Annotated in this window: 20 protein-coding genes; all 20 read right to left on the bottom strand. The window is 58.4% G+C overall.

Annotated features, from left to right (window positions below; genetic code table 11):
* Window positions 1–1,274: 1,274 nt before the first annotated feature.
* Window positions 1,275–1,574: a helix-turn-helix domain-containing protein gene (locus tag SCT_RS08735; protein ID WP_059421766.1), complete on the bottom strand. Its 300-nt coding sequence runs from the start codon at window positions 1,572–1,574 to the stop codon at window positions 1,275–1,277.
* 14 nt (window positions 1,575–1,588) lie between these two features.
* Window positions 1,589–1,918, bottom strand: a complete 330-nt coding sequence (locus tag SCT_RS08730) for a type II toxin-antitoxin system RelE/ParE family toxin (protein WP_059421761.1) — start codon at window positions 1,916–1,918, stop codon at window positions 1,589–1,591.
* 39 nt (window positions 1,919–1,957) lie between these two features.
* Window positions 1,958–3,136: an O-succinylhomoserine sulfhydrylase gene (locus SCT_RS08725; RefSeq protein ID WP_059421758.1), complete on the bottom strand. Its 1,179-nt coding sequence runs from the start codon at window positions 3,134–3,136 to the stop codon at window positions 1,958–1,960.
* A complete protein-coding gene (gene purF / locus SCT_RS08720) occupies window positions 3,133–4,653 on the bottom strand; it encodes an amidophosphoribosyltransferase (protein WP_059421756.1) in 1,521 nt (506 codons plus the stop codon). The genes SCT_RS08725 and purF overlap by 4 nt, the downstream gene beginning before the upstream one ends.
* A gap of 18 nt (window positions 4,654–4,671) precedes the next feature.
* Window positions 4,672–5,163, bottom strand: a complete 492-nt coding sequence (locus tag SCT_RS08715) for a CvpA family protein (protein ID WP_059421764.1) — start codon at window positions 5,161–5,163, stop codon at window positions 4,672–4,674.
* Between the two features lie 75 nt (window positions 5,164–5,238).
* Entirely contained in the window at window positions 5,239–5,928 is a 690-nt protein-coding gene (locus SCT_RS08710) for an SPOR domain-containing protein (RefSeq protein WP_059421754.1), read from the bottom strand.
* Between the two features lie 7 nt (window positions 5,929–5,935).
* Window positions 5,936–7,234 (bottom strand): bifunctional tetrahydrofolate synthase/dihydrofolate synthase, encoded by a 1,299-nt coding sequence (gene folC, locus SCT_RS08705; protein WP_059421744.1) that lies wholly within the window; start codon window positions 7,232–7,234, stop codon window positions 5,936–5,938.
* 58 nt (window positions 7,235–7,292) lie between these two features.
* Window positions 7,293–8,162 (bottom strand): acetyl-CoA carboxylase, carboxyltransferase subunit beta, encoded by an 870-nt coding sequence (gene accD, locus SCT_RS08700; protein WP_059421741.1) that lies wholly within the window; start codon window positions 8,160–8,162, stop codon window positions 7,293–7,295.
* A 111-nt stretch (window positions 8,163–8,273) separates the two neighbouring features.
* Window positions 8,274–9,074, bottom strand: a complete 801-nt coding sequence (gene trpA, locus SCT_RS08695) for a tryptophan synthase subunit alpha (RefSeq protein WP_059421737.1) — start codon at window positions 9,072–9,074, stop codon at window positions 8,274–8,276.
* Window positions 9,075–9,083: 9 nt separating this feature from the next.
* A complete protein-coding gene (gene trpB, locus SCT_RS08690; protein ID WP_202812136.1) occupies window positions 9,084–10,283 on the bottom strand; it encodes a tryptophan synthase subunit beta in 1,200 nt (399 codons plus the stop codon).
* Complete coding sequence (locus SCT_RS08685; RefSeq protein ID WP_059421732.1) at window positions 10,270–10,890, bottom strand: phosphoribosylanthranilate isomerase; 621 nt, start codon at window positions 10,888–10,890, stop codon at window positions 10,270–10,272. The genes trpB and SCT_RS08685 overlap by 14 nt, the downstream gene beginning before the upstream one ends.
* A gap of 123 nt (window positions 10,891–11,013) precedes the next feature.
* A complete protein-coding gene (gene truA, locus SCT_RS08680; RefSeq protein WP_059421731.1) occupies window positions 11,014–11,799 on the bottom strand; it encodes a tRNA pseudouridine(38-40) synthase TruA in 786 nt (261 codons plus the stop codon).
* Window positions 11,796–12,497, bottom strand: a complete 702-nt coding sequence (locus SCT_RS08675; protein WP_059421729.1) for a CbiQ family ECF transporter T component — start codon at window positions 12,495–12,497, stop codon at window positions 11,796–11,798. Before SCT_RS08675 ends, truA begins: the two co-directional genes overlap by 4 nt.
* Window positions 12,466–15,504: a FimV/HubP family polar landmark protein gene (locus SCT_RS08670; RefSeq protein WP_059421726.1), complete on the bottom strand. Its 3,039-nt coding sequence runs from the start codon at window positions 15,502–15,504 to the stop codon at window positions 12,466–12,468. The genes SCT_RS08675 and SCT_RS08670 overlap by 32 nt, the downstream gene beginning before the upstream one ends.
* Before the next feature lie 207 nt (window positions 15,505–15,711).
* Complete coding sequence (gene asd, locus SCT_RS08665; protein WP_059421722.1) at window positions 15,712–16,824, bottom strand: aspartate-semialdehyde dehydrogenase; 1,113 nt, start codon at window positions 16,822–16,824, stop codon at window positions 15,712–15,714.
* A gap of 33 nt (window positions 16,825–16,857) precedes the next feature.
* On the bottom strand, window positions 16,858–17,922 hold the full coding sequence (leuB, locus tag SCT_RS08660) for a 3-isopropylmalate dehydrogenase (protein WP_059421718.1): 1,065 nt from the start codon (window positions 17,920–17,922) through the stop codon (window positions 16,858–16,860).
* Between the two features lie 13 nt (window positions 17,923–17,935).
* Complete coding sequence (gene leuD, locus SCT_RS08655) at window positions 17,936–18,574, bottom strand: 3-isopropylmalate dehydratase small subunit (protein ID WP_059421715.1); 639 nt, start codon at window positions 18,572–18,574, stop codon at window positions 17,936–17,938.
* On the bottom strand, window positions 18,574–18,720 hold the full coding sequence (locus SCT_RS16770; RefSeq protein WP_082098257.1) for an entericidin A/B family lipoprotein: 147 nt from the start codon (window positions 18,718–18,720) through the stop codon (window positions 18,574–18,576). The genes leuD and SCT_RS16770 overlap by 1 nt, the downstream gene beginning before the upstream one ends.
* A 50-nt stretch (window positions 18,721–18,770) precedes the next feature.
* Complete coding sequence (leuC, locus tag SCT_RS08650) at window positions 18,771–20,183, bottom strand: 3-isopropylmalate dehydratase large subunit (RefSeq protein ID WP_059421713.1); 1,413 nt, start codon at window positions 20,181–20,183, stop codon at window positions 18,771–18,773.
* Window positions 20,184–20,283: 100 nt separating this feature from the next.
* Window positions 20,284–21,420 (bottom strand): MFS transporter, encoded by a 1,137-nt coding sequence (locus tag SCT_RS08645; RefSeq protein ID WP_059421711.1) that lies wholly within the window; start codon window positions 21,418–21,420, stop codon window positions 20,284–20,286.
* Window positions 21,421–21,499: the final 79 nt, after the last annotated feature.

Below are 21,499 nucleotides of genomic sequence, written 5' to 3'. Positions count from 1 at the left end.
GCTGCAAAACTGAGTTGTTTCATGGGCAATTTCAGTCGATTGATGATGTCCGCTATTTTACAGGTTCAGGAACTTGTTCAGGGCTTCCTTAGCAGCACGGCCATAAAGAACGCGCTTTCCCAGACAGCCCATAGCCCGGCACAAAACAACAGAATCGTGAGCAAGTAGTTGGTGATCATTTTTTTGTCATGAGCATCCTTCCACTCGTTTAGGCAAAAGTCGTATTGCTGGATATCCAAGGTTCGAGATTCGTTGCTCAATAGCTCTCGAAAGGTGGTAGACCAATTGTGAGCTTCAATTTGCTTTGGCATAAAGCAGCCTCTCCTAGGGTTTGGTGAATTGAGTGGGCAGACACCCAACGTTAAGTGAACGTCCTAAAAATGACTGATGCTGCCATCTTGTCTACTTCGCCGCGCTTGTTCGATCAGGTGCGCGGGGAATTCGTTTAAAGCACTACAGTATCCATACCTAACAGGCATATCCAGATTGGATTAAACGATTTATTTGTCATTTTGGCAAGTGCCATCCGAATGAGAATGAGAGAGTAGCCTGGATGGAGTGAAGCGGAATCCGGGGAAAAGTGGTACAGCAAAGGTGCGCTTCGCGCAGATGTTTAGATGCCGGGGGCAGCCCGGCAGCAGGTTACTTTATTTTGCATTGCCCAAAATACAAGTAACCAAACAAAAGGGCACCCTGCCACGCCGGCCCTGCGGGCTACCTTCGATTTGACGGTCAAATTGGGCGGCTGCGCAACTCGCCCTGACAGCTTGCACAAAACGCAAGCTGCTGCGGAGCTCGAACAGTGCTCGCCTTCATCCCAATTTGGCCGTCAAACCGAAGCGGTGCAGAAGGGGATTTGGGTTTTGTGGGCGAAGCCCATGTTTTGGGTGCCCTCCCCGCTGGGGAGGGCTGGGCGTGGTGGTTCGGTTTTGATGTTTGGTCCCCTTGGGCCACCGCCGAGTAGCGCAGACAAGTCGGGGGGATTTCTGCGAGGACTGTCTGAGCGCAAAGCGCGAGTTCCGCAGCAGCCCGGCTTGGCAAGCAACGCAGGGAACCCGAAGCGTAGCGAAGGGGGTGGATAGGGGCGGCTTTCTTTGGTTACTTTCTTTAGCCGTTAAAAGAAAGCAACCAGCCCGCCGGGCTGCCCCCGGCAATCAATCACCCGCGCGAAGCGCAACAACTAAGCCTTCAGCCCCCGCGCCCGGCTGGCTTCTCGTTTGAGGTCGCAAAATGCGGCCTCAAAGCGGCAAACTCCTCCCCCCTGTGTAATTTGCCTAGGCGGCCCGCTTCACCTTCATTTCAACCTGCATTCCTGCCTTGGCGGCCATGTTCACCAGCGCATCGATGGAAAATTCATTGATTTTACCTTTCAGCAATAGATTCAGTCGCGGCTGGGTTACTCCCAGTTTCTTCGCCGACTGCTGCTGCGTCATGCCGCTGCTGACCACGTAATCTTCAATCTGGTTTATCAACTCAGCCCGCAGGATCAGGTTTTGCGCTTCTTCGGGCGGGAAACCCAGGTCGGCAAACACGTTGCCGCTGCCTTGCTCGATGATCAAATTCTCTTTGCTCATTTGTTGCACCCCGCTCATTTTACGTCTCTTTGGTTTGCCAACTGGCGATAACGCTGTGCCGCCAATTCCAAATCTTCTTTGCGAGTCTGTTGGGTTTTCTTGGTGAAAGCGTGTAGCACATAGACGGCTTCTGCAAATTTGGCGATATAGAGCACGCGATATTCGTTCTCCTCATGGATGCGAATTTCCCTGACGCCCGATCCGATGGCGCTCATCGGTTTCCAATCGTGCGGTTCTTTCCCGCGTTGCACGCGGTCCAACTGGAATCCCGCATCCCTTCTCGCATCGTCAGAAAAATCGCATACCGCTTTTCTGCTATCGCCCAGCCAGTAAATTGGCTTCAACTTGATTTATACTCTTTTCGATATAAAATGCAAGCCATTTCAGGGTTTCAGCCCCCGCGCCAAATCCCCCTGAATATCCCCAATTGCCTCCAACCCAACCGCAACCCGCAACAAACCATCCCCTATCCCCGCTGCTGCCCGCTGCTCGGGAGTGATGCGGCCATGGGTAGTGGTGGCGGGATGGGTGATGGTGGTTTTGGTGTCGCCCAGGTTGGCGGTGATCGAAATCATCTGGGTCGAGTCCACCACGCGCCAGGCGGCATCCTTGCCGCCCTTGACGTCGAAGGCGACAATACCGCCGCCCGTTTTTTGCTGATGCTTGGCCAGCGTGTACTGCGGGTGTGAGGGCAGGCCGGGGTAATAAACCCGCTCCACCTGCGGCTGCTGTTCCAGCCACAGCGCGAGCTCAAGAGCGCTGCGCGAATGCGCTTCCATGCGCAGCTTGAGGGTTTCCATGCCCTTCAGGAAAATCCAGGCGTTGAAAGCGCTCATGGTAGGGCCGGCGGTGCGCAAGAAGACATAAACCGGGTCTATCACCTCTTTGCTGCCGAGCACGGCACCACCCAGCACCCTGCCCTGTCCGTCGAGATATTTGGTGGCGGAGTGGATGACGATATCCGCGCCGAGGTCGAGCGGGCGTTGCAGGATCGGGGTGCAGAAGCAGTTGTCTACCGCCAGCAGCGCACCGGCATCATGGGCGACCTTGGCCAGGGCGGCGATGTCGCAGATCTCGGTCAGCGGGTTCGATGGCGTCTCGGCAAACAACAGCTTGGTGTTGGGTTTGAGCGCCGCACGCCAGGCAGCGACATCGGTCTGGGAAACGAAGGTGGTTTCGACGCCGAAACGTTTCATGATGTTGCCGAACAACTGCACGGTGGAACCGAACAGGCTCTGCGAGGAGACGATGTGGTCGCCGGCGGAGAGCAGGCCCATCACGGTGGCGAGGATGGCGGACATGCCGGACGAGGTGGCGACGCAGCTTTCCGCCCCTTCCAGCACCGCCAGGCGCTGCTGGAAGGCGGTAACAGTAGGATTGGTGAAGCGGCCGTAAATATTGCCCGGCTTCTGTCCTGAGAAGGTCGCTGCGGCATCTGCGGCGCTACCGAAGATGAAGCTGGAAGTCAGGTAGAGCGCCTCGGAATGCTCGTTGAACTGGCTGCGCTCGATGCCGGCGCGGATCGCCAGGGTTTCCAGCTCGTAATCGTCGTGTTCGTTCATTCTTCCCTCGCCAGGTTCAGATCCAGCTGCTTGCTCGATGAAGAGTCGCTCGACGGACGCGGGGTGTTGCGTGCATGCTCGATCTTGGCCAGATACTCCGGGGTGATATCGCCGGTGATATAGCGGCCGTCGAAGCACGAGGTATCGAAACAGGTGATTGCCGGGTTGATCATCCGCACGGCGTGCTCCAGCGCATCGAGATTCTGGTAGATCAGCGCATCGGCGCCGATCTCGCGGGCAATCTGTTCATCGTTACGGCCGGTGGCGAGCAGTTCCTGCAGCGTCGGCATGTCAATACCGTAGACGTTGGGGTAACGCACCGGCGGCGCGGCCGAGGCGAAGAATACCCGGGTGGCGCCGGCCTCCCGCGCCATCTGCACGATTTGCTGGCTGGTCGTGCCGCGCACGATGGAATCGTCGACCAGCAGCACGTTCTTGCCCTGGAACTCGACGCCGATGGCGTTGAGCTTCTGGCGCACCGACTTCTTGCGCATCGCCTGGCCCGGCATGATGAAGGTGCGGCCGATGTAGCGGTTCTTGATAAAGCCCTCACGGTAGGGCACTCCCAGCGCGTTTGCCAGCTGCAGTGCGCTGGGGCGGCTGGTGTCGGGGATCGGAATCACCACGTCGATTTTCAGGTGGCCGAAGTCGGTACGGATTTTCTCGGCCAGGCTCTCGCCCATGCGCAGCCGGGCTTCGTACACCGATACGCCGTCAATCACCGAATCCGGCCGCGCCAGGTAAACATATTCGAAAATACACGGATTGAGAGAAGCCTTGGCAGCACACTGCATACTGTGGAAGTTGCCCTCCACATCGACCAGGATTGCCTCGCCCGGCGCTACATCACGCAGCAGCTTGAAGCCCAGAACATCGAGCGCAACGGATTCCGATGCAACCAGATACTCACGCCCCAGTTCGGTATCACAATAGCCGATCACCAACGGGCGGATGCCGTAGGGGTCGCGGAAAGCGATCAGACCATAACCGGCAATCATTGCCACCACCGCATAAGCACCACGGCAACGACGATGCACACCCGCCACTGCGGCAAAGATGGCGGCGGGATCGAGCTGGTGATTGGAAACATTTTCCTGCAACTCGTGCGCCAGGACGTTGAGCAGAACCTCGGAATCGGAACTGGTGTTGACGTGACGCAAATCCTGGTGGAACAGGTCTTCCTTCAGCTGCTCGGTGTTGGTGAGATTGCCGTTGTGGCCGAGGACGATGCCGAACGGTGAATTGACGTAGAACGGCTGCGCCTCGGCGGAGGAAGAAGCGCTCCCTGCCGTAGGGTAGCGTACATGGGCGATCCCCATGTTACCGAGCAGATTGCGCATGTCGCGGGTGCGGAACACGTCGCGCACCAGGCCGTTGGCCTTGTGCATATGGAAAGTATTCCCCTCGCCAGTGACTATCCCCGCCGCGTCCTGCCCGCGGTGCTGCAGGACTTGCAGGCCGTCATAGAGCAACTGGTTGACCGGGCTTTTCGCCACTATTCCTAAAATTCCGCACATGGTTCGATTATCCCAGGATCATTCGTAACTGATACGTTTAGACAAGCCTTCAGGCAGCCACGGCTTCACATCCGCCGCGAACGCCTCCAACGGCGCACTGAACATCGCATTGCGCCAGAATCCCTGGTGTGGCAGGCTGGTCATCCCCGCCAGCAGCACCAGCGTAAGGACGATCAGCCCCCCCCGCAACACACCGAACAGCGCGCCCAGACCTTTGTCGTATGCACCCAGCTTCAGGGTTTTCACCAACTCCGCTAAAGCAATCGTCACCAGGCTCATCAGCAACAGCGCGCCGAGAAATAGCAGAACAAAAGCGGCGACAAAGCGCACCGACTCGGTCGGGATTGCCTCCGGCAGCAAGGGTGCGATTTCCACCGTATAGGCATTGGCTACCCAGAATGCCGCCACCCACGCCAGCAGATTAAGCGCTTCGCGCACCAGCCCACGCAACAAGCCGAGGAGGATGGAGATACCGACAACGGCCAGCACCGCGTAATCAAAAACCATCATCTTATCGTTCGGGGATGGGTAATGGGCAAAACCCATACCGCGCCGCTTTTGACTTTTCCCATCACCCTTAACCCATCACTTTTTTTCAGCAACCACGCCATCTGGTATACCCGCCGCCTTGAGTTTCGCCTGCACCCGGTCTGCTTCCTGGCGGGTGGCATAAGGGCCGGCGCGCACGCGCACTTTGTCGCCGCTCGGCGTTCTCACTGTTTCCGTATAAAACTTGACCTTCAGAGCCGTCAGCCTGGACTGGCGCTCTTTGGCATTGGCCGGATTGGCGAACGCGCCCAGTTGAATCACGTATGGCACACTTTCCTGCTTGGGGGTAACCGCAGCGGATTTCTCGTCCTTGTGTTTCGGCTGGGAAGCGGGCTCCTTGACTGCCGGTGCCAGTTCGGCGGAAGCTGCTGCCGCAGGCGCTTTGGCGGGTTCTGCGACCTTGACGGGCGGGACAGGGGGCGCAACCTGCGAGATTTGCGTTTCGGCTAAGACCTGCGCCTGCATGGCCTTCTCGGCCTGTGGATGCGGAGCAGAAGGGGCTGACTTCGGTTGCGCGGGGGCGGTCCGGGGAGCGAAGTCTCCGCTCGAACCCGGTGCTGGAATGTTGATGGCGATATCCTGGCCTGACTGCCTGGACTCGCCGTCCAGCACCATGGGCAGGGCGATCACCATCACTGCAACCAGGGTGACTGCCCCGATCAGGCGCCGTCTTGCCCGCCGCCTGAGCTGGACTTCCTCGTCGCTCATTGCATGCTGATTTGCCATAAACCCGTCATCCCCCAGCCGCAGTTAATGTCATCGCTTCCGCGACGGTGTAAAAAGAACCAAAGACCAGAATTTTATCATCTTCGGCCGCCTTGGCACAGGCATGGCGATAAGCTTCCGCCACTGACGTAAACGCCTCGGCACGTTGCGCCAAACCCTCCTGTTCCATGACCCGCAGCAGCTCCTCAGCGCTCGCACCGCGCGGCTGGCCGATCCCGGCGACCAGCCACAGGTCCACTTGTTCCTTCATCGCCCGCACGACTCCGGCGATATCCTTATCGTGCAACATGGCAAAAACAGCGAAGGTCTTCCCCGTCGGCGGCATGGCACGAAGGTTTTCGGCCAGAACCTTCGCCGCATGGGGATTGTGAGCCACATCAAAAATCCGCTGCGGCCGTCCTGGCAGCACCTGAAAACGGCCAGGCACTACCGCCTCCAGCAAGCCACAGCGAATATCGTCGTGGGCTACCGGCAGCCTCGCCCTGAGCTGTTCCAGCGCGGCCAGGCATGTCGAGGCATTACCCAGTTGATAGGTGCCACGCAAGGCGGGATAAGGCAGAGACAGGCGCAGCCCGTCCCTGCTGGTAAAACGCCACTGGTTCGGCTCCAGGTCGTCATACCCGAAATCGGGACCGATCCGGCGCAGTTTCGCACCGATTTTCTCGGCATGGGCCAATACACTGTAAGGCACGTCAAACTCGCCACAAACAGCCGGCTTGCCTGCGCGGAAAATTCCGGCCTTTTCATGACCGATCGCCAAGCGACTGTCGCCGAGATAATCCATATGGTCAAAGTCCACGGTGGTCAGGACCGCGCAGTCAGTGTCGAAAGCATTAACTGCGTCCAGTCGGCCTCCCAGACCTACCTCGAGAACTGCCACATCCAGTCCGGCACGGACAAACAGCCATACCGCGGCCAGGGTGCCGAACTCGAAATAGGTTAGCGATACCTTTCCGCGCGCCTGTTCGACGGCGGCAAATGCTTCGCACAAGTCTGCATCACTCACTTCTTCGCCATTAATCCGCACCCGCTCGTTATAGCGCAGCAGGTGCGGCGAAGTGTACAGGCCGACACGGTAGCCTGCGGCCAGCAAGACCGCTTCCAGCATGGCGCAGGTCGAACCCTTGCCGTTGGTGCCGGCGACAGTGATGATGGGGAATGAGGGACTCAGGTTGAGCCGCTGCTTTACCTCGGCCACCCTATCGAGGCTGAGGTCTATGGTTTTGGGATGCAGCTGTTCTAAATAGCCCAACCACTCGGTCAGGCTGTTTAGTGCTGAGTGCTGAGTGCTGAGTGCTGAGTTCATGGAAGAACAGCTTGAACAGGGTCTTTCCACTCAGGGCTCAGCACTCGCAACTCAGGGCTCAAGCCGTCGCAGGCGGCAAGCGCATCATCATGGTGATCAGATTGGCCAACCGGTCGCGCAGTTCGCGCCGATCCACGATCATGTCGATAGCGCCATGTTCAAGCAGAAATTCTGAACGCTGGAAGCCTTCCGGCAAGGTTTCGCGCACCGTCTGCTCGATCACGCGCGGGCCGGCGAAACCGATCAGCGCATTGGGTTCCGCAATGATGGTGTCGCCGAGCATGGCAAAGCTGGCGGAAACACCGCCCATGGTCGGATCGGTCAAGACCGAGATGAACGGTAGTTTGGCTTTGGAGAGTTGGGTCAGCGCAGCGCTGGTCTTGGCCATCTGCATCAACGAGGTCAGTCCTTCCTGCATGCGCGCACCGCCGCTGGCGGAAAAACATACGAACGGCAGATTCTGCTCGACGCAGACCTGAACGCCGCGCACGAATCGTTCGCCCACCACCGAGCCCATCGAGCCGCCCATGAACTTGAATTCAAACGCAGCCACCACCAGTGGCAGGGTCTTGATGCTGCCCTGCATCACCACCAGCGCATCGGTTTCGCTGGTGTCGCGCTGCGCTTCAGTCAGACGGTCGGTGTAACGCTTGCTGTCCTTGAATTTGAGAAAATCCACCGGTTGCAGTTCCGCGCCGATTTCGAAACGGCCTTCCGGATCGAGCAGCAAATCGAGCCGGGTTCGTGCCGACAGGCGGTTGTGATAGCTGCACTTGGGACACACCTCCATATTTTTTTCGAGGTCGGCGCGATACAGCACGGCCTCGCAGGAAGGGCATTTGCTCCACAAGCCTTCGGGCATGCTTTTCTTGGTGCCCTCTGACTTGCGCTTGATTTTCGGAGGTAGCAGTTTCTGGAACCAGCTCATTTTCTTTCCTTCGGTAGTAAATCAGAGATCAGTCTTCGGTCGTCAGTTTATGAACAAGCGGCAAAACCGCGCTCTCACTGAACACTGAAAAACCGTCTGCTGATGACTGTATCATTTGCCATCCATGGCATCCCGGAAGCCCTTCACCAGGTTGTAAACATTATCCAGCAACGATTCAGCCGTCGAATTCTCTATTTCTTCCACAATGCGGCTGCCAATCACCACAGCATCGGCCATTTGCGACATGGTTCTTGCAGCCTGACCATCCCGAATGCCGAAGCCGATACCCACAGGCAGGCTGGCGGCCGCCCGGATCTGCGGGATTTTCCTCGCCACTTCGGCGGTGTCGAGAGTAGCCGCGCCCGTCACCCCCTTGAGAGAAACGTAGTAGATGAAGCCACGCGCCAGTTTGCCAACCTGCACCATGCGCGCTTCCGGCGTGGTAGGCGAGAGCAGGAAGATGGGATCGATGCCATGGCGACCAAGGTGTTCGACGAAGGCAGCACTCTCTTCTGGAGGATAGTCCACCGTCAGGACGCCGTCCACTCCGGCCGCTGCCGCAGCTGTTGCGAACGGCTCATAGCCCATCGCCTCGATCGGATTGGCATACCCCATGAGCACCACGGGCGTCAGCGTATCCTTCTTGCGAAACTCGACCACCATGCCGAGTACATCGCGCAGGCTGACGCCATGCTTGAGCGCCCGCTCGGACGCACGCTGGATGGTCGGGCCATCTGCCATCGGATCGGAAAACGGCACGCCCAGTTCGATGATATTCGCCCCCGCCTCCACCAACCGGTGCATCAGCGGCACAGTCTTGTCCGGTCCGGGATCACCGGCGGTAATGAAGGGGATCAGGGCTTTTTTACCCTGAGATTTTAACGTACTAAATGTGGCTGCAATGCGTGACATAAGCTGTTCCTAGAACTTGATTCCCGACAACTCCGCCACCGTGTTCATGTCCTTGTCGCCGCGGCCGGACAGGTTGACCAGCAGAATCTTGTCGCGCGGCAGGGTAGGGGCGAGCTTGGCGGCGTAGGCCAGCGCATGGCTCGATTCCAGCGCCGGGATGATGCCCTCGAAGCGGCACAGGTCGTGGAAGGCCTGCAGCGCCTCGGCATCGGTCACCGCGACGTATTCGGCGCGGCCACTGTCCTTGAGCCAGCAATGCTCGGGGCCGACGCCCGGATAATCCAGGCCGGCGGAGATGGAATGGGTTTCGATGATCTGGCCGTTGGCATCCTGCATCAAATAGACACGGTTGCCGTGCAGCACACCGGGCCTACCGGCATTCAATGGCGCCGCATGCTTGCCGGTTTCGAGGCCGAGACCGGCCGCTTCCACGCCGATCAGCTTAACGCTGTCGTCGGTGATGTAGGGGTAGAACAGACCGATGGCGTTCGAACCGCCTCCGACGCAGGCAATCACCGCATCCGGCTGGCGCCCGGTCATTTCCGGCATCTGTTTTTTGGCTTCCTCACCGATGACCGACTGGAAATCACGCACCATCATGGGATAGGGGTGAGGGCCGGCAGCGGTGCCGAACACGTAAAAGGTACTTTCAACGTTGGTAACCCAGTCGCGGATCGCCTCGTTACAAGCATCCTTGAGGGTTTTCGAGCCGGATTCGACCGGCACCACGGTAGCGCCCAGCAACTTCATGCGGTAGACATTGGGCGCTTGGCGCTTGATGTCCTCGCTGCCCATGTAGACCACGCATTCCAGACCGTAACGCGCCGCCACGGTGGCGGTCGCGACGCCGTGCATGCCGGCGCCGGTCTCCGCGATAACGCGCTTCTTGCCCATGCGGCGGGCAAGCAGAGCCTGGCCGATAGCGTTGTTGATCTTGTGCGCGCCGGTGTGGTTGAGATCCTCGCGCTTGAGGTAGATTTGCGCACCACCGAGATGTTCCGTCCAATTCCTGGCATGATAAATCGAGCTGGGACGGCCGACATAATGCTTGAGTTCGTAGGCAAATTCAGCCTTGAATTCCGGATCGTCGCGATAACGCAGATATTGCTGGCGCAACTCCTCGACAGCCGTCATCAGCGTTTCCGCCATGAAAATTCCGCCGTAAGGCCCGAAATGGCCGGTCTGATCCGGCAAATCATACATCTGCACTGCGTACTCCTTTGATGAACGCGGCGATCTTCGCCACATCCTTGATTCCTTTTGACGCCTCTACTCCGCTCGACACATCTACCGCCCATGGCTTCACACGACGAATCGCATCCGCTACGTTGGCAGGCTCCAATCCCCCGGACAAAATCACCGGCAACGGCAATCCGGCCGGTATCAGTTCCCAGTCAAAGGACTGTCCGGTTCCGCCCGGCGTGCCTTCGACATACGCATCCAGCAGCAGACCTTGGGCTTCCTGGTAACGAATTGCGCATTGTACCAAATCCACCCCCGCTTTGACGCGAATTGCCTTCAGATAAGGAACACCGAAGCGGGCGCAGAATTCCGGCGGCTCGTCACCGTGGAATTGCAGCACATCGAGATGCACCTCGTTAAGCACTGCTTCCACCTGCTTTGCAGTTGGGTTGACGAACAGGCCGACGGTGGTGATGAAAGGTGGCAGGGCACGGGCAATCATCGCCGCCTGCGCCGCTTCCACGTGGCGTGGGCTGGGCGGATAGAACACCAGCCCGATGGCATCAGCGCCGGCATGGGCGCAGGCCAGCGCATCCTCTCTCCGGGTAATGCCGCATATCTTGATTCGGGTCATGCTTTGGCTTCAACCTAATAAATTGGAAACAATTTTACATTAACTGACAGCGTTTCCCTCATCCCAACCTTCTCCCAAAGGGAGAAGGGGCAAACGTGAAGGGCGCTTGTTTCGATTTGCAGCTCAGCCAAACGCAAAATTCGGCATTCTCGAAAGATGGGGAATAGCCCATTTCTGATCGTATCCGATGCCAGCCAGGTACAAACCATCCGGCGCGAAGGTGGGCGCGGAATGGATACGGTTCCGATTTTCCAATAGCTCCAGCATCCAGGCTGGTGGGTGCTTGCCCTTGCCTACATAGACCAGACTGCCGACCAGATTGCGTACCATGTGGTGAAGAAAAGCATTGGCAGTGAAGTCGAACAGAACATACTCGCCACTTGTTGCTATCTCAATTTTCTGCAGATGTTTGATCGGCGACTTGGCTTGGCACTCGGCGGCGCGGAAAGCGGAGAAATCATGCTCGCCCAATAGCAATTGCGCCCCCTGCCGCATCGCCTCCACGTCCAGCAACTGGTGAAACCAGCCCACCTTGCCGGACAGCAGAGCGGGACGCACCGGGTGGTTGAGCAGCAAATAACGGTAACTTCTGGATACCGCGCTGAAACGGGAATGGAACTCATCGCTCACCGGCTGCGCCCACAGTACGCCGACACTGCCAGGCAGCAGGGCATTGACCCCGCGCACCCAGGCACTGTCCGGCCTTGCCACGTCAGTATCAAAATGGACGACCTGATGCAGCGCATGCACGCCCGTGTCGGTGCGCCCCGCCGTCACCACCCGGAGGGGTTCACCGGCGATGCTGGAGATAGCTCGCTCCAGTATATCCTGCACGCCACAGCCGGAAAGCTGACTTTGCCAGCCACAGAATCGACTGCCGTCATATTCCACGCCAAGCGCGATTCTCATGACATGCCCCGCGCCAGTAGCAGCCCGAGCACCAGGACAGAGCAGAATAATGCCGCGTAATCCGACCGGGATAAACGCCCGATTTCCAGTTTGATGCTCACCATTTCATGACCTGAGCCACGCAGTGCCGCATGCATTCGTTCGCGCCATTCGCCGGAGCGGCGCGACCCGCCCCGCTCAGCCTTTTCCGCATAATGCAGGGTTAGCCAGATGCGCGAGGCAACGCGGTCGATATCCACCCCTATCAAAACGAAAGGCCGCAGCAGAAAATACAGGCCCGCCAATATCCGGTCGCGTGAAGTCGTCGCCAGCAATAGTGCCAACGTGGCCAGCAAAGCGAGCAGGTGCAGCGCCTGGAGACCGCCCGACAGCAAGCCTTCCTGGCTGGGACTGTAAGCACCCAGGACAGCAACCGCCGCCACGCCGGGGGTAACGAAGGCATACACCAGAATCATGGAAATCAACAGCCAACGGCTGCGACGCAACAATTTGAGGTACTGGGCAGAGTGCCGCAGCAACAGCGGCAAGGAAAACAAGAGTACGATCGCTGACAATTCGGCTGGGCGCAGCCAGGGAACGCAAAAAGCAAAGGCCAGCCAGATCAGGATCAGGCTGGCCGGATGCAGGAACTCACCACTTGCCTGCGGCGATTTTTCTACGGACACATCACCCCAGTTCAGCGAGCAGCTTCCGTGCATCTACCTGTTGCTCGGCCACACCTTCTTTCAGCACTTCCTGCAGAATATCCCGCGCGCCTTCCACATCGCCCATGTCGACGTAGGCTCTCGCCAGATCCAGCTTGGTCGAAACTTCCTGACTGCCGAAATCATCCGGAGAATCGATAGGCGCCACTTTTTCCGAACCAGGCTCGCTCATATCCAGGCTGATACCGGAAAGGTCAAGATCCGGAGCAGCCACTCCTTTTGGTTCGGAGGGCGCAGGGGGTTCTTCCTGATCCAGATTGAAATCAAAATCCAGCGGAGACTCTTCAACGGGAAGCGCGGCAAGCTCGATGGACTCCATCTCTTCACTCGCAGATGCGGCTTCCTGGTCAACGGAGAAATCGGGCATATCCAGTTTGTCCCCGACTTCCGCCATCTCATCCTCAGCGCCGGGGGCGGTGGTCAATCCGCCGATATCGAGCCCCATTACTTCGTCTTTCCAGCCCTCGGCGCTGATCAATTCCTCGGCAGGTGAGGCAGGTGCCGCCTGAGTCGGCGCGCCAAGATCGAACTCCATCACGTTCTCATCCGGCTCCATGGTTGCCGCAGCCGGTTCTGGTGAAACTTCAGCAATCGTTGGAACACCCATATCCAGATTGAAATCCAGTCCCATGTCGGCAACCGGCTCTTCTGTCTCAACAACCGGTGCGGCCTCAGATTGCTCATCTTGAGCACTCGTTCCAGTCAGCGCACCCAGATCGAGGTCGAACCCTAGATCGGCAGCAGTTTCCTCAACGGGCAGGCTCTCCTCAGGGAGTTCCGGCAGCAGTACATCAGGAATGGCTTCGGCTGCAGGCGCTGCGATATCGAGATTAAAATCCAGGTCGGTCCCAACAGTCTCCTCAGCAATCTCCGGGCCACCCAGATCAAGGGTGACGCCATGCTCTGCTGCCGCGACCAGACCCGCAGTGCCACCGGCCACAATCATGGTCTTTTCAAATATCTCATCACCAAGTGCGGCAGGCTCCATCGCAGCTGCTGCTTTCGGTTGCTCGCCATAGAGCGGGTTCTTCGGATCCAGCGCACGCCCCATTTCGGCCGCCTTGTCCCAAATTGGGCTGGCCTGACCGCCAAGCGCGGCATACATTTCCCCTGCCACGGCTTCGAAGGCATTCAGATTTTTGCGCCCGGCATAGATTTCCAGAAGCTTGAGGCGAATCTCGTGACGATTGGGATCCTTGATCAGTGCTTCCTTGAGGATCTCTTCCGCCTGTGCATCGCGACCGTAGGCCATGTAGACCTCAGCCTCGGCGATGGGATCAACTTCGTTGGTATCAATCGACCCCAGTCCTGCTTGACTGAAATCGGTCAAAAACGAGGTGTCACTGGTGTCTACCTTGCCGCCGCTGGTACCGCCCAGGACCGTGTTGGCCTTGAGATCACCATGGGTCATTATGCTGTCTTCGAAACTGGACACGCTTTTCCTGCGCCTAGCCACAACCGCTTTCACACCCAGCAGGCCTAGCAACAAGATTGCCGCTGCGCCACCACCCAGATAAAGCGGATTTTCCATCACTTTATCAAGGAAGGATGCTTCCGGCTGCTTCTGCTCAACGAGCACCGGTTTGGGTTTTTTCGGTTTGACTGCTGGTTTTTCTTCAGCCACGGGTGCTTTTTCTGCGACCACTGCGGCTACTTTCTGCTCTGCAGCGGGAGCGGCAGGCTTTTCTTCAGGCTTGGCCGTCACTGGCACAACGGGTGCGGGGGCAGGCAATGCCGCAGGCGCCGTCTTGGTTGCGACAGCTTGTTTCTGCAGATCCGCCAGGTTCTGATTTTTCAGCTCCAGCAACTTCTGCATTTCCTGAATGTTCTTTTCCAGGGTGGAGATGCGCTGGTTGGCCTCCTTGATCGCCTTTTCCTTGGCCGTGGCTTCTTCCTGCATGGCCTGGATCTGCCCCTTCATCGCCTGCATATCCTTGCCGCCGCCAACTGCTGCTGCGGCCGGCTTTGCGCCTCCCAAGCCCTCACTCTTGGACAGTTTGAGAACATCTGTGGCGGATTCTTTCGCTGCAGTGGCCTTGTCTTCCACTGCGGTGGTGATCTTACCGCTCACTGCCTGCCTGGCCGCGTCTTCCTGCGCCGGTTTAGCCTCGGCTACGGCCGCCGCCAGCTTCTGACGGTAGGCATGCCAGTCAGCGGAATGAGCTTTCACCTGTTTGGCGGCCTCATTCGCCTTCAGCTCTTCGACTTGGCCAGCCTCGGGCACGCGCAGAATTTGGCCTGCCTTCAACCGGTTCATGTTGTTGCCGGCAAATGCCTGCTTGTTGGACTGGAAAAGTGCGACCAGCATCTGCTCCAGGCTGACACCCTCCGGTTTCAGGGCAGAAGCGATACGAGACAGATTTTCGCCCTTCCTGACCGGGCCATAGGCTTCCTGGGCAGGCTTGCCCTCTCCGGCAACTTCCGCTTTTGCCAGCTGCTTCTTGTCCAAGGGAATACTCGCCCTGATTTCCGGCTTTACAGCGCCAGCCTGCGCATCAGCTGGTTGAGCCGAAACTGCCGCTGCCTGTGTGGGCGCAGTTGCTGCAGGCTTGACCACCGGAACGGCCACCGACGCAGTTTCTGCCTGCTGAGCGCCATAACCGGGAGGGTCAAGCAGAATGGTGTATTCACGTACCAGGCGACCGGCGGGCCAATCGAGCTCGATCAGCATATCCAGGAAGGGTTCGTCTATAGGCTTTGAGGAGGTAATCTTGAGATAGGGATCGCCGTTCTTTTTCTGTTCCACACTGAAGCGCATGGCAGAAAGCACGGGGGCTCGCTCTATATTCGCTTCCTTAAAAGCCTCGTAGGAGGCAAAACGGGCGTGGATTGAGCCGAGGTCTTTCTTGTCCACCGCAAGCAGGTCAATTTCCCCCCTGAACGGTTGACCCAGGTTCGACGTCACCGTCAACTTGCCTAGTCCAGCCGCAAAGGCGGGGAGAGATGCCATCAGCATCACTCCGGCAGTCAACCAAGCTGTTTTCTTAAATTTTAGATCCATGCCACCCTCAATAGATTTTTTGGCTAGGTTAACTAAATTAACATCATGGAGTTAGGGATGCAAGCTAATCATGCATGTTACATTGGGTTGTAAGTGGGTAGATTAATTACAAGTTTGCAATCTTTCCGCCTCGGAATAGACAGGAAAAAGCGAAGCCCCACCCGGTACGGATTGTGTTCGTACCGGGTGGGGCTTCGCTACACTAATTCAGCCTTCAATCAAAATGTGCAACATGCGGCGCAGCGGCTCGGCTGCGCCCCACAGCAACTGGTCGCCGACGGTGAATGCGGACAGGTACTGCGGCCCCATATTGAGCTTGCGCATGCGCCCGACCGGCACAGTCAGCGTACCGGTGACGGCGGCCGGGGTGAGCTCCTTCATGGTGATCTCGCGGTCGTTCGGCACCACTTTCACCCAGTCGTTGTGCGCTCCGATGATGGCGTGGATCTCGTCCAGCGGCACGTCCTTGGTCATCTTGATGGTCAACGCCTGACTGTGGCAGCGCATCGCGCCGATGCGTACGCACAGCCCGTCGATCGGGATCTGCTTGTCGGAACGACCGAGGATCTTGTTGCACTCCACCTGCGCCTTCCATTCTTCCTTGCTCTGACCGGACTCGAGCGCCACGTCGATCCACGGAATCAGCGAACCGGCCAGCGGCACTGGCCAGGCGTCCACGGGATAGCGGTCGGAGCGGATGAACTCCGCCACTTTCCGGTCGATCTCCAGTATCGCCGAAGCCGGATCGTTCACCAGCGCTTTCACTTCGCTATCGATCGCGCCCATCTGCTGAATCAGCTCGCGCATGTTGCGCGCGCCGGCGCCGGAGGCCGCCTGGTAGGTCATCGGACTGATCCACTCGATCAGGCCCTGGTCGAACAGGCCACCGATCGCCATCAGCATCAGAGAAACCGTGCAGTTACCGCCAACGTAAGTCTTCACCCCCTTGGCCAGACCGTCCTTGATCACGTTCTTGTTGACCGGGTCGAGGATGATGATGGCGTCGTCCTTCATGCGCAGAGTCGAAGCGGCGTCGATCCAGTAGCCATTCCAGCCGGCGGCGCGCAGGTCGCCATATACTTCCTTGGTATAGTCGCCGCCCTGGCAGGAGATGATGGCATCCATCGCCTTGAGTTCGGCGATATTCCTGGCATCCTTCAGCGGCGGGACATCCTTGCCGATGTCCGGACTCTTGCCACCCGGGTTGGAGGTGGTGAAGAACACCGGCTCGAAATGATCGAAATCCTTTTCTTCGCGCATCCGCTGCATCAGCACCGAACCCACCATGCCGCGCCAGCCAACCAAACCCACTCGCATCATTTTTCTTTCCTCAATCTTGAATAATCAAATTCTTTACAGCGCCGCCACTACGGCGTCGCCCATCTCGCTGCAAGACACCTTGCACGACCCTTCGGTCCAGATGTCTGAGGTACGCAAACCGTTAGCCAGCACCTTCTTCACCGCGCCTTCGATGCGTTGCGTGACTTCCTCGCGGTTGAAGGTATAGCGCATCATCATCGCCGCTGACAGTATGGTCGCGAGCGGATTGGCGATGTTCTGCCCGGCGATGTCCGGCGCGGAACCGTGGCTGGGCTCGTACATCCCCTTGTTGTTGCTGTCCAGGGAAGCCGAAGGCAGCATGCCGATCGAGCCGGTCAGCATCGATGCCTCATCGGACAGGATGTCGCCGAAAATGTTGCCGGTGACAATCACGTCGAACTGCTTGGGCGCACGCACCAGCTGCATTGCCGCGTTATCCACATACATATGGGAAAGCTCGACATCCGGGTAGTCCTTTGCCACTTCGATCATGATCTGACGCCACAGTTCGGTGGTTTCCAGCACGTTGGCCTTGTCCACCGAGCAGACCTTGCGGTTGCGCTTGCTGGCAATACCGAAAGCGACGTGCCCGATGCGGCGGATTTCTGACTCAGAATAGCGCATCGTATTGAAGCCCTCGCGCTCGCCGTTGGCATTGATATGGATGCCGCGCGGCTGGCCGAAGTAAATATCGCCGGTAAGCTCACGCACGATCATGATGTCGAGGCCAGCAACCACTTCAGGCTTGAGGCTGGAAGCATCGGCTAGTTCAGGGTAAAGCAATGCCGGGCGCAGATTGGCAAACAGGTTGAGTTCCTTGCGGATGCGCAGCAAGCCCTGCTCCGGGCGCATCGGCCGAGGCAGGGTATCGTAGTTCCAGCCGCCGACAGCACCCAGCAACACGGCATCGGCATCCTGCGCCAGCTTGAGGGTGGCCGCAGGCAGCGGATCTCCCGCCGCGTCATAGCCCGCCCCGCCGATCGGCGCTTCTTCCATTTCGATTTTCACGCCATCGCTGGACAGCGCCTTCAGCACCTTGACCGCCTGCGCGACGATTTCCGGACCAATGCCGTCACCCGGCAAGACTGCAATTTTCATTATTCTTTCCTAGTCAAACAAATAACCATGGCGCTTCGATTTTGCACCGTTCCTCATATGCCTTGATCTTGTCCGCGTTCTGCAAGGTCAGGCCGATATCATCCAGGCCGTTGAGCAGGCAGTACTTGCGGAAAGCATCCACCTCGAATTTGATGCCGTGCCCGCCCGGTGTGGTCACCAACTGCTTCTCCAGATCCACCGTCAGGCGGTAGCCCTCGGTCGCCACCGTTTCCTTGAACAGGCGATCGACCTCGTCGGCATTCATCACAATCGGCAGGATGCCGTTCTTGAAGCAGTTGTTGAAGAAAATATCAGCGAAACTGGGCGCGATAACCGCGAGGAAACCATAGTCCAGCAGAGCCCATGGCGCGTGCTCGCGGCTTGAGCCGCAACCGAAGTTCTCGCGTGCCAGCAGAATTTGTGCACCCTGATAGCGCGGCTGATTGAGCACGAAATCCGGGTTGAGCGGACGGTTGCTGCAATCCTGTCCCGGTTCGCCGTGGTCGAGATAGCGCCACTCGTCGAACAGGTTCGGACCGAAACCGCTGCGCTTGATGGACTTCAAAAACTGTTTCGGGATGATGGCGTCGGTGTCGACGTTGGCGCGATCCAGCGGCGCCACGAGGCCATCGATCCGGGTGAATTTATCCATCAGTTGCCTTTCTTCTCTTCCGCTTTCTTCTCGATTTTCCCGCCAACTTTGGAAAGATCTTTACCAAAACCCTCCACGGTGTTGCATCCTGTCAATGCCAGCATGCCGAACATCAACGTAACAATCGCAGCAGCCTTCTTCATCATTTCTTCTCTCCTAATAATATTCACCCCGGGCGGGCCGGGTCGCTTCAAGCTCAACTTCCTTGCAACTGGCGGACATCGACAAAGTGTCCGGCAATCGCGGCGGCAGCAGCCATCACCGGGCTGACCAGGTGCGTCCTGCCGCCCGGGCCCTGCCGTCCTTCGAAATTGCGGTTGCTGGTCGAAGCGCAACGCTCGCCCGGTTCCAGCCTGTCGGCGTTCATCGCCAGGCACATCGAGCAGCCGGGATCGCGCCACTCGAACCCTGCCTCGACAAATATTTTATCCAGCCCTTCTTGTTCGGCCTGCAGCTTCACCAGCCCGGAGCCCGGCACCACCATCGCCAATTTCACATTGGCAGCCACTTTTTTACCCTTTGCTACCGCTGCTGCGGCACGCAAATCCTCGATGCGCGAATTGGTGCACGACCCGATAAACACCTTGTCAATCTTAATCTCGGTCATCGGCGTATTGGCCTGCAAGCCCATATAGGCCAGCGCACGCTCGATGCCGCCACGCTTGACCGTATCAGACTCCAGCGCGGGATCCGGCACCTTGTCTTCGATGGATACCACCATTTCCGGCGAAGTACCCCAGGTCACTTGCGGTTTGATTGCGGCAGCATCCAGATCAACTACGCTGTCGAATTGCGCATCCGCATCGCTCACCAGCGTGTGCCAGTCAGTCACGGCCTGGTCCCACAGATCGCCCTTGGGCGCATAGGGACGGCCTTTCACATAATCGATAGTCGTGTCGTCCACCGCCACCATACCCGCACGTGCACCGGCTTCGATCGCCATATTGCACAGGGTCATGCGCCCCTCCATGCTCAGTGCGCGGATTGCGCTGCCACCGAACTCGATGGCGTAACCGGTACCGCCTGCCGTTCCGATCCTGCCGATGATCGCCAATGCCACGTCCTTGGCTGTCACTCCCATGCCGAGTGCGCCTTCCACCCTGACCAGCATGGTTTTGGATTTCTTCTGCAGCAAACATTGGGTAGCGAGTACGTGCTCGACCTCGCTGGTGCCAATGCCATGGGCCAGCGCACCGAATGCGCCATGCGTACTGGTATGAGAATCGCCGCACACCACCGTCATCCCCGGCAGGGTCGCTCCCTGTTCCGGGCCGATGACGTGAACGATGCCCTGACGCACATCGCCCATCTTGAATTCGGTAATCCCGAAACTGGCGCAGTTGTCGTCCAGGGTTTCCACCTGCAGGCGCGAAATCGGGTCGGCGATGCCCTGGGCACGGCCGGTAGTCGGCACGTTGTGGTCGGCCACCGCGAGATTGGCGCTCAAGCGCCACGGCTTGCGCCCAGCCAGACGCAGCCCCTCGAAGGCCTGCGGGCTGGTCACTTCATGCAGCAAGTGGCGGTCGATATAAAGCAGCGTAGTGCCATCCGACTCGGTGTGCACTACATGGGACTGCCATAATTTATCGTAAAGGGTTTGTGCGCTCATGACTGACTAATGACGGCGAAAAACAGAAATTATGGCATATTTCTTGGTAAATCGGATAATTGCACAAGGAAAACGGGGCGCGCCACGATTCCTTTACAAGCTACAACCTCAACTTCCACGCCACCAACCCAAACGCCGCCAAAGCAAAAGCGGCAGCAATCGTAAACGTCACATTCGGCCCCATCGTCTCCCAAGTCAGGCCGCTATATAGCCCGCCCAGCGTCCCTCCCGCCCCGAACGACACGCTGTTGTAGAGTGCCTGTCCCTGAGCCTGATGCCGGCCTTTGAAAAAACGGTGCACCATCTCCACCGCCGCAGAATGGTAGGCGCCGAAAGTAGCCGCGTGGAGCAACTGGGCAACGACTATCACGGCAATCCAGCCCACCCCCCAGCCGATCATCAGAAAACGCAGCACGGCAAGAGCGAGACTCGCCAGCAACACCTGGCGTAACGTCACGCGCTTGAGCAGGCGCGGCATCCACAGGAACACGCCGATCTCGCACACCACTCCCAGCGACCACAGCAACCCCACGCTGCTCTTGGCGTAACCGTGATCGACCAGGTAAATCGAATAAAAGGTGTAATAAGCGCCGTGCGCCGCCGCCATCAAAAAGCCTGCGCCGATAAATGCCAGCACTTCAGGGCGACGGATAATGTGCCAGATCGGCAGATGGTCGGTGTGATGCGGCACCACCACCGCCTCCGGAATGTAACGTGAGAACAGCAGCAACGTGGCCAAGATACCCAGCACCGCCCACAACAACCAGCGGATCGCCACGTAATCGAACAGATAACCCAGCCCGATCACCGCAGCGATGAAGCCGACCGAGCCCCACAAACGAATGCGCCCGTATTTTGCCGTCTTCTCGCCGAGATGGCTGAGCGTGGTCGCCTCCACCAGCGGCAGGGACGCGCTCCAGAAAAAGCTCATCAGCGACATCGCCACGAACAGCCAGGCGAAGCTGGAACTGAAGAACACCGGAATAAAGCTGAGCAGGCTCAAGCCGACCGCAATCTGGACGATGGCGACGCGCTTGCCGGCCCGGTCGGCCACCCAGCCCCAGATGTTCGGCGCGAACATCCGCATGACCTGCAGCAGCGACATCAGCACGCCAATCTGGAACGCGTTAAATGCCAGCGATTGGAGATACAGCCCCCAGAATGGAGCCATCGCGCCGACAAACGCGAAATAGAAGAAATAGAAGCCGGACAGGCGCCAATAGGGAAGGGAATGCATGGATGGAATTTTAACACGCCACGGATTGGGTGAGGGGTGAGGGGTGAGGGGTGAGGGGTGAGGGGTGAGGGGTGAGGGG

This window comes from Sulfuricella sp. T08 (genome assembly GCF_000971475.1).
In the GTDB taxonomy this organism is placed as follows: Bacteria; Pseudomonadota; Gammaproteobacteria; order Burkholderiales; family Sulfuricellaceae; genus Sulfuricella.
This window is presented reverse-complemented; position numbering and strand designations above follow the sequence as displayed.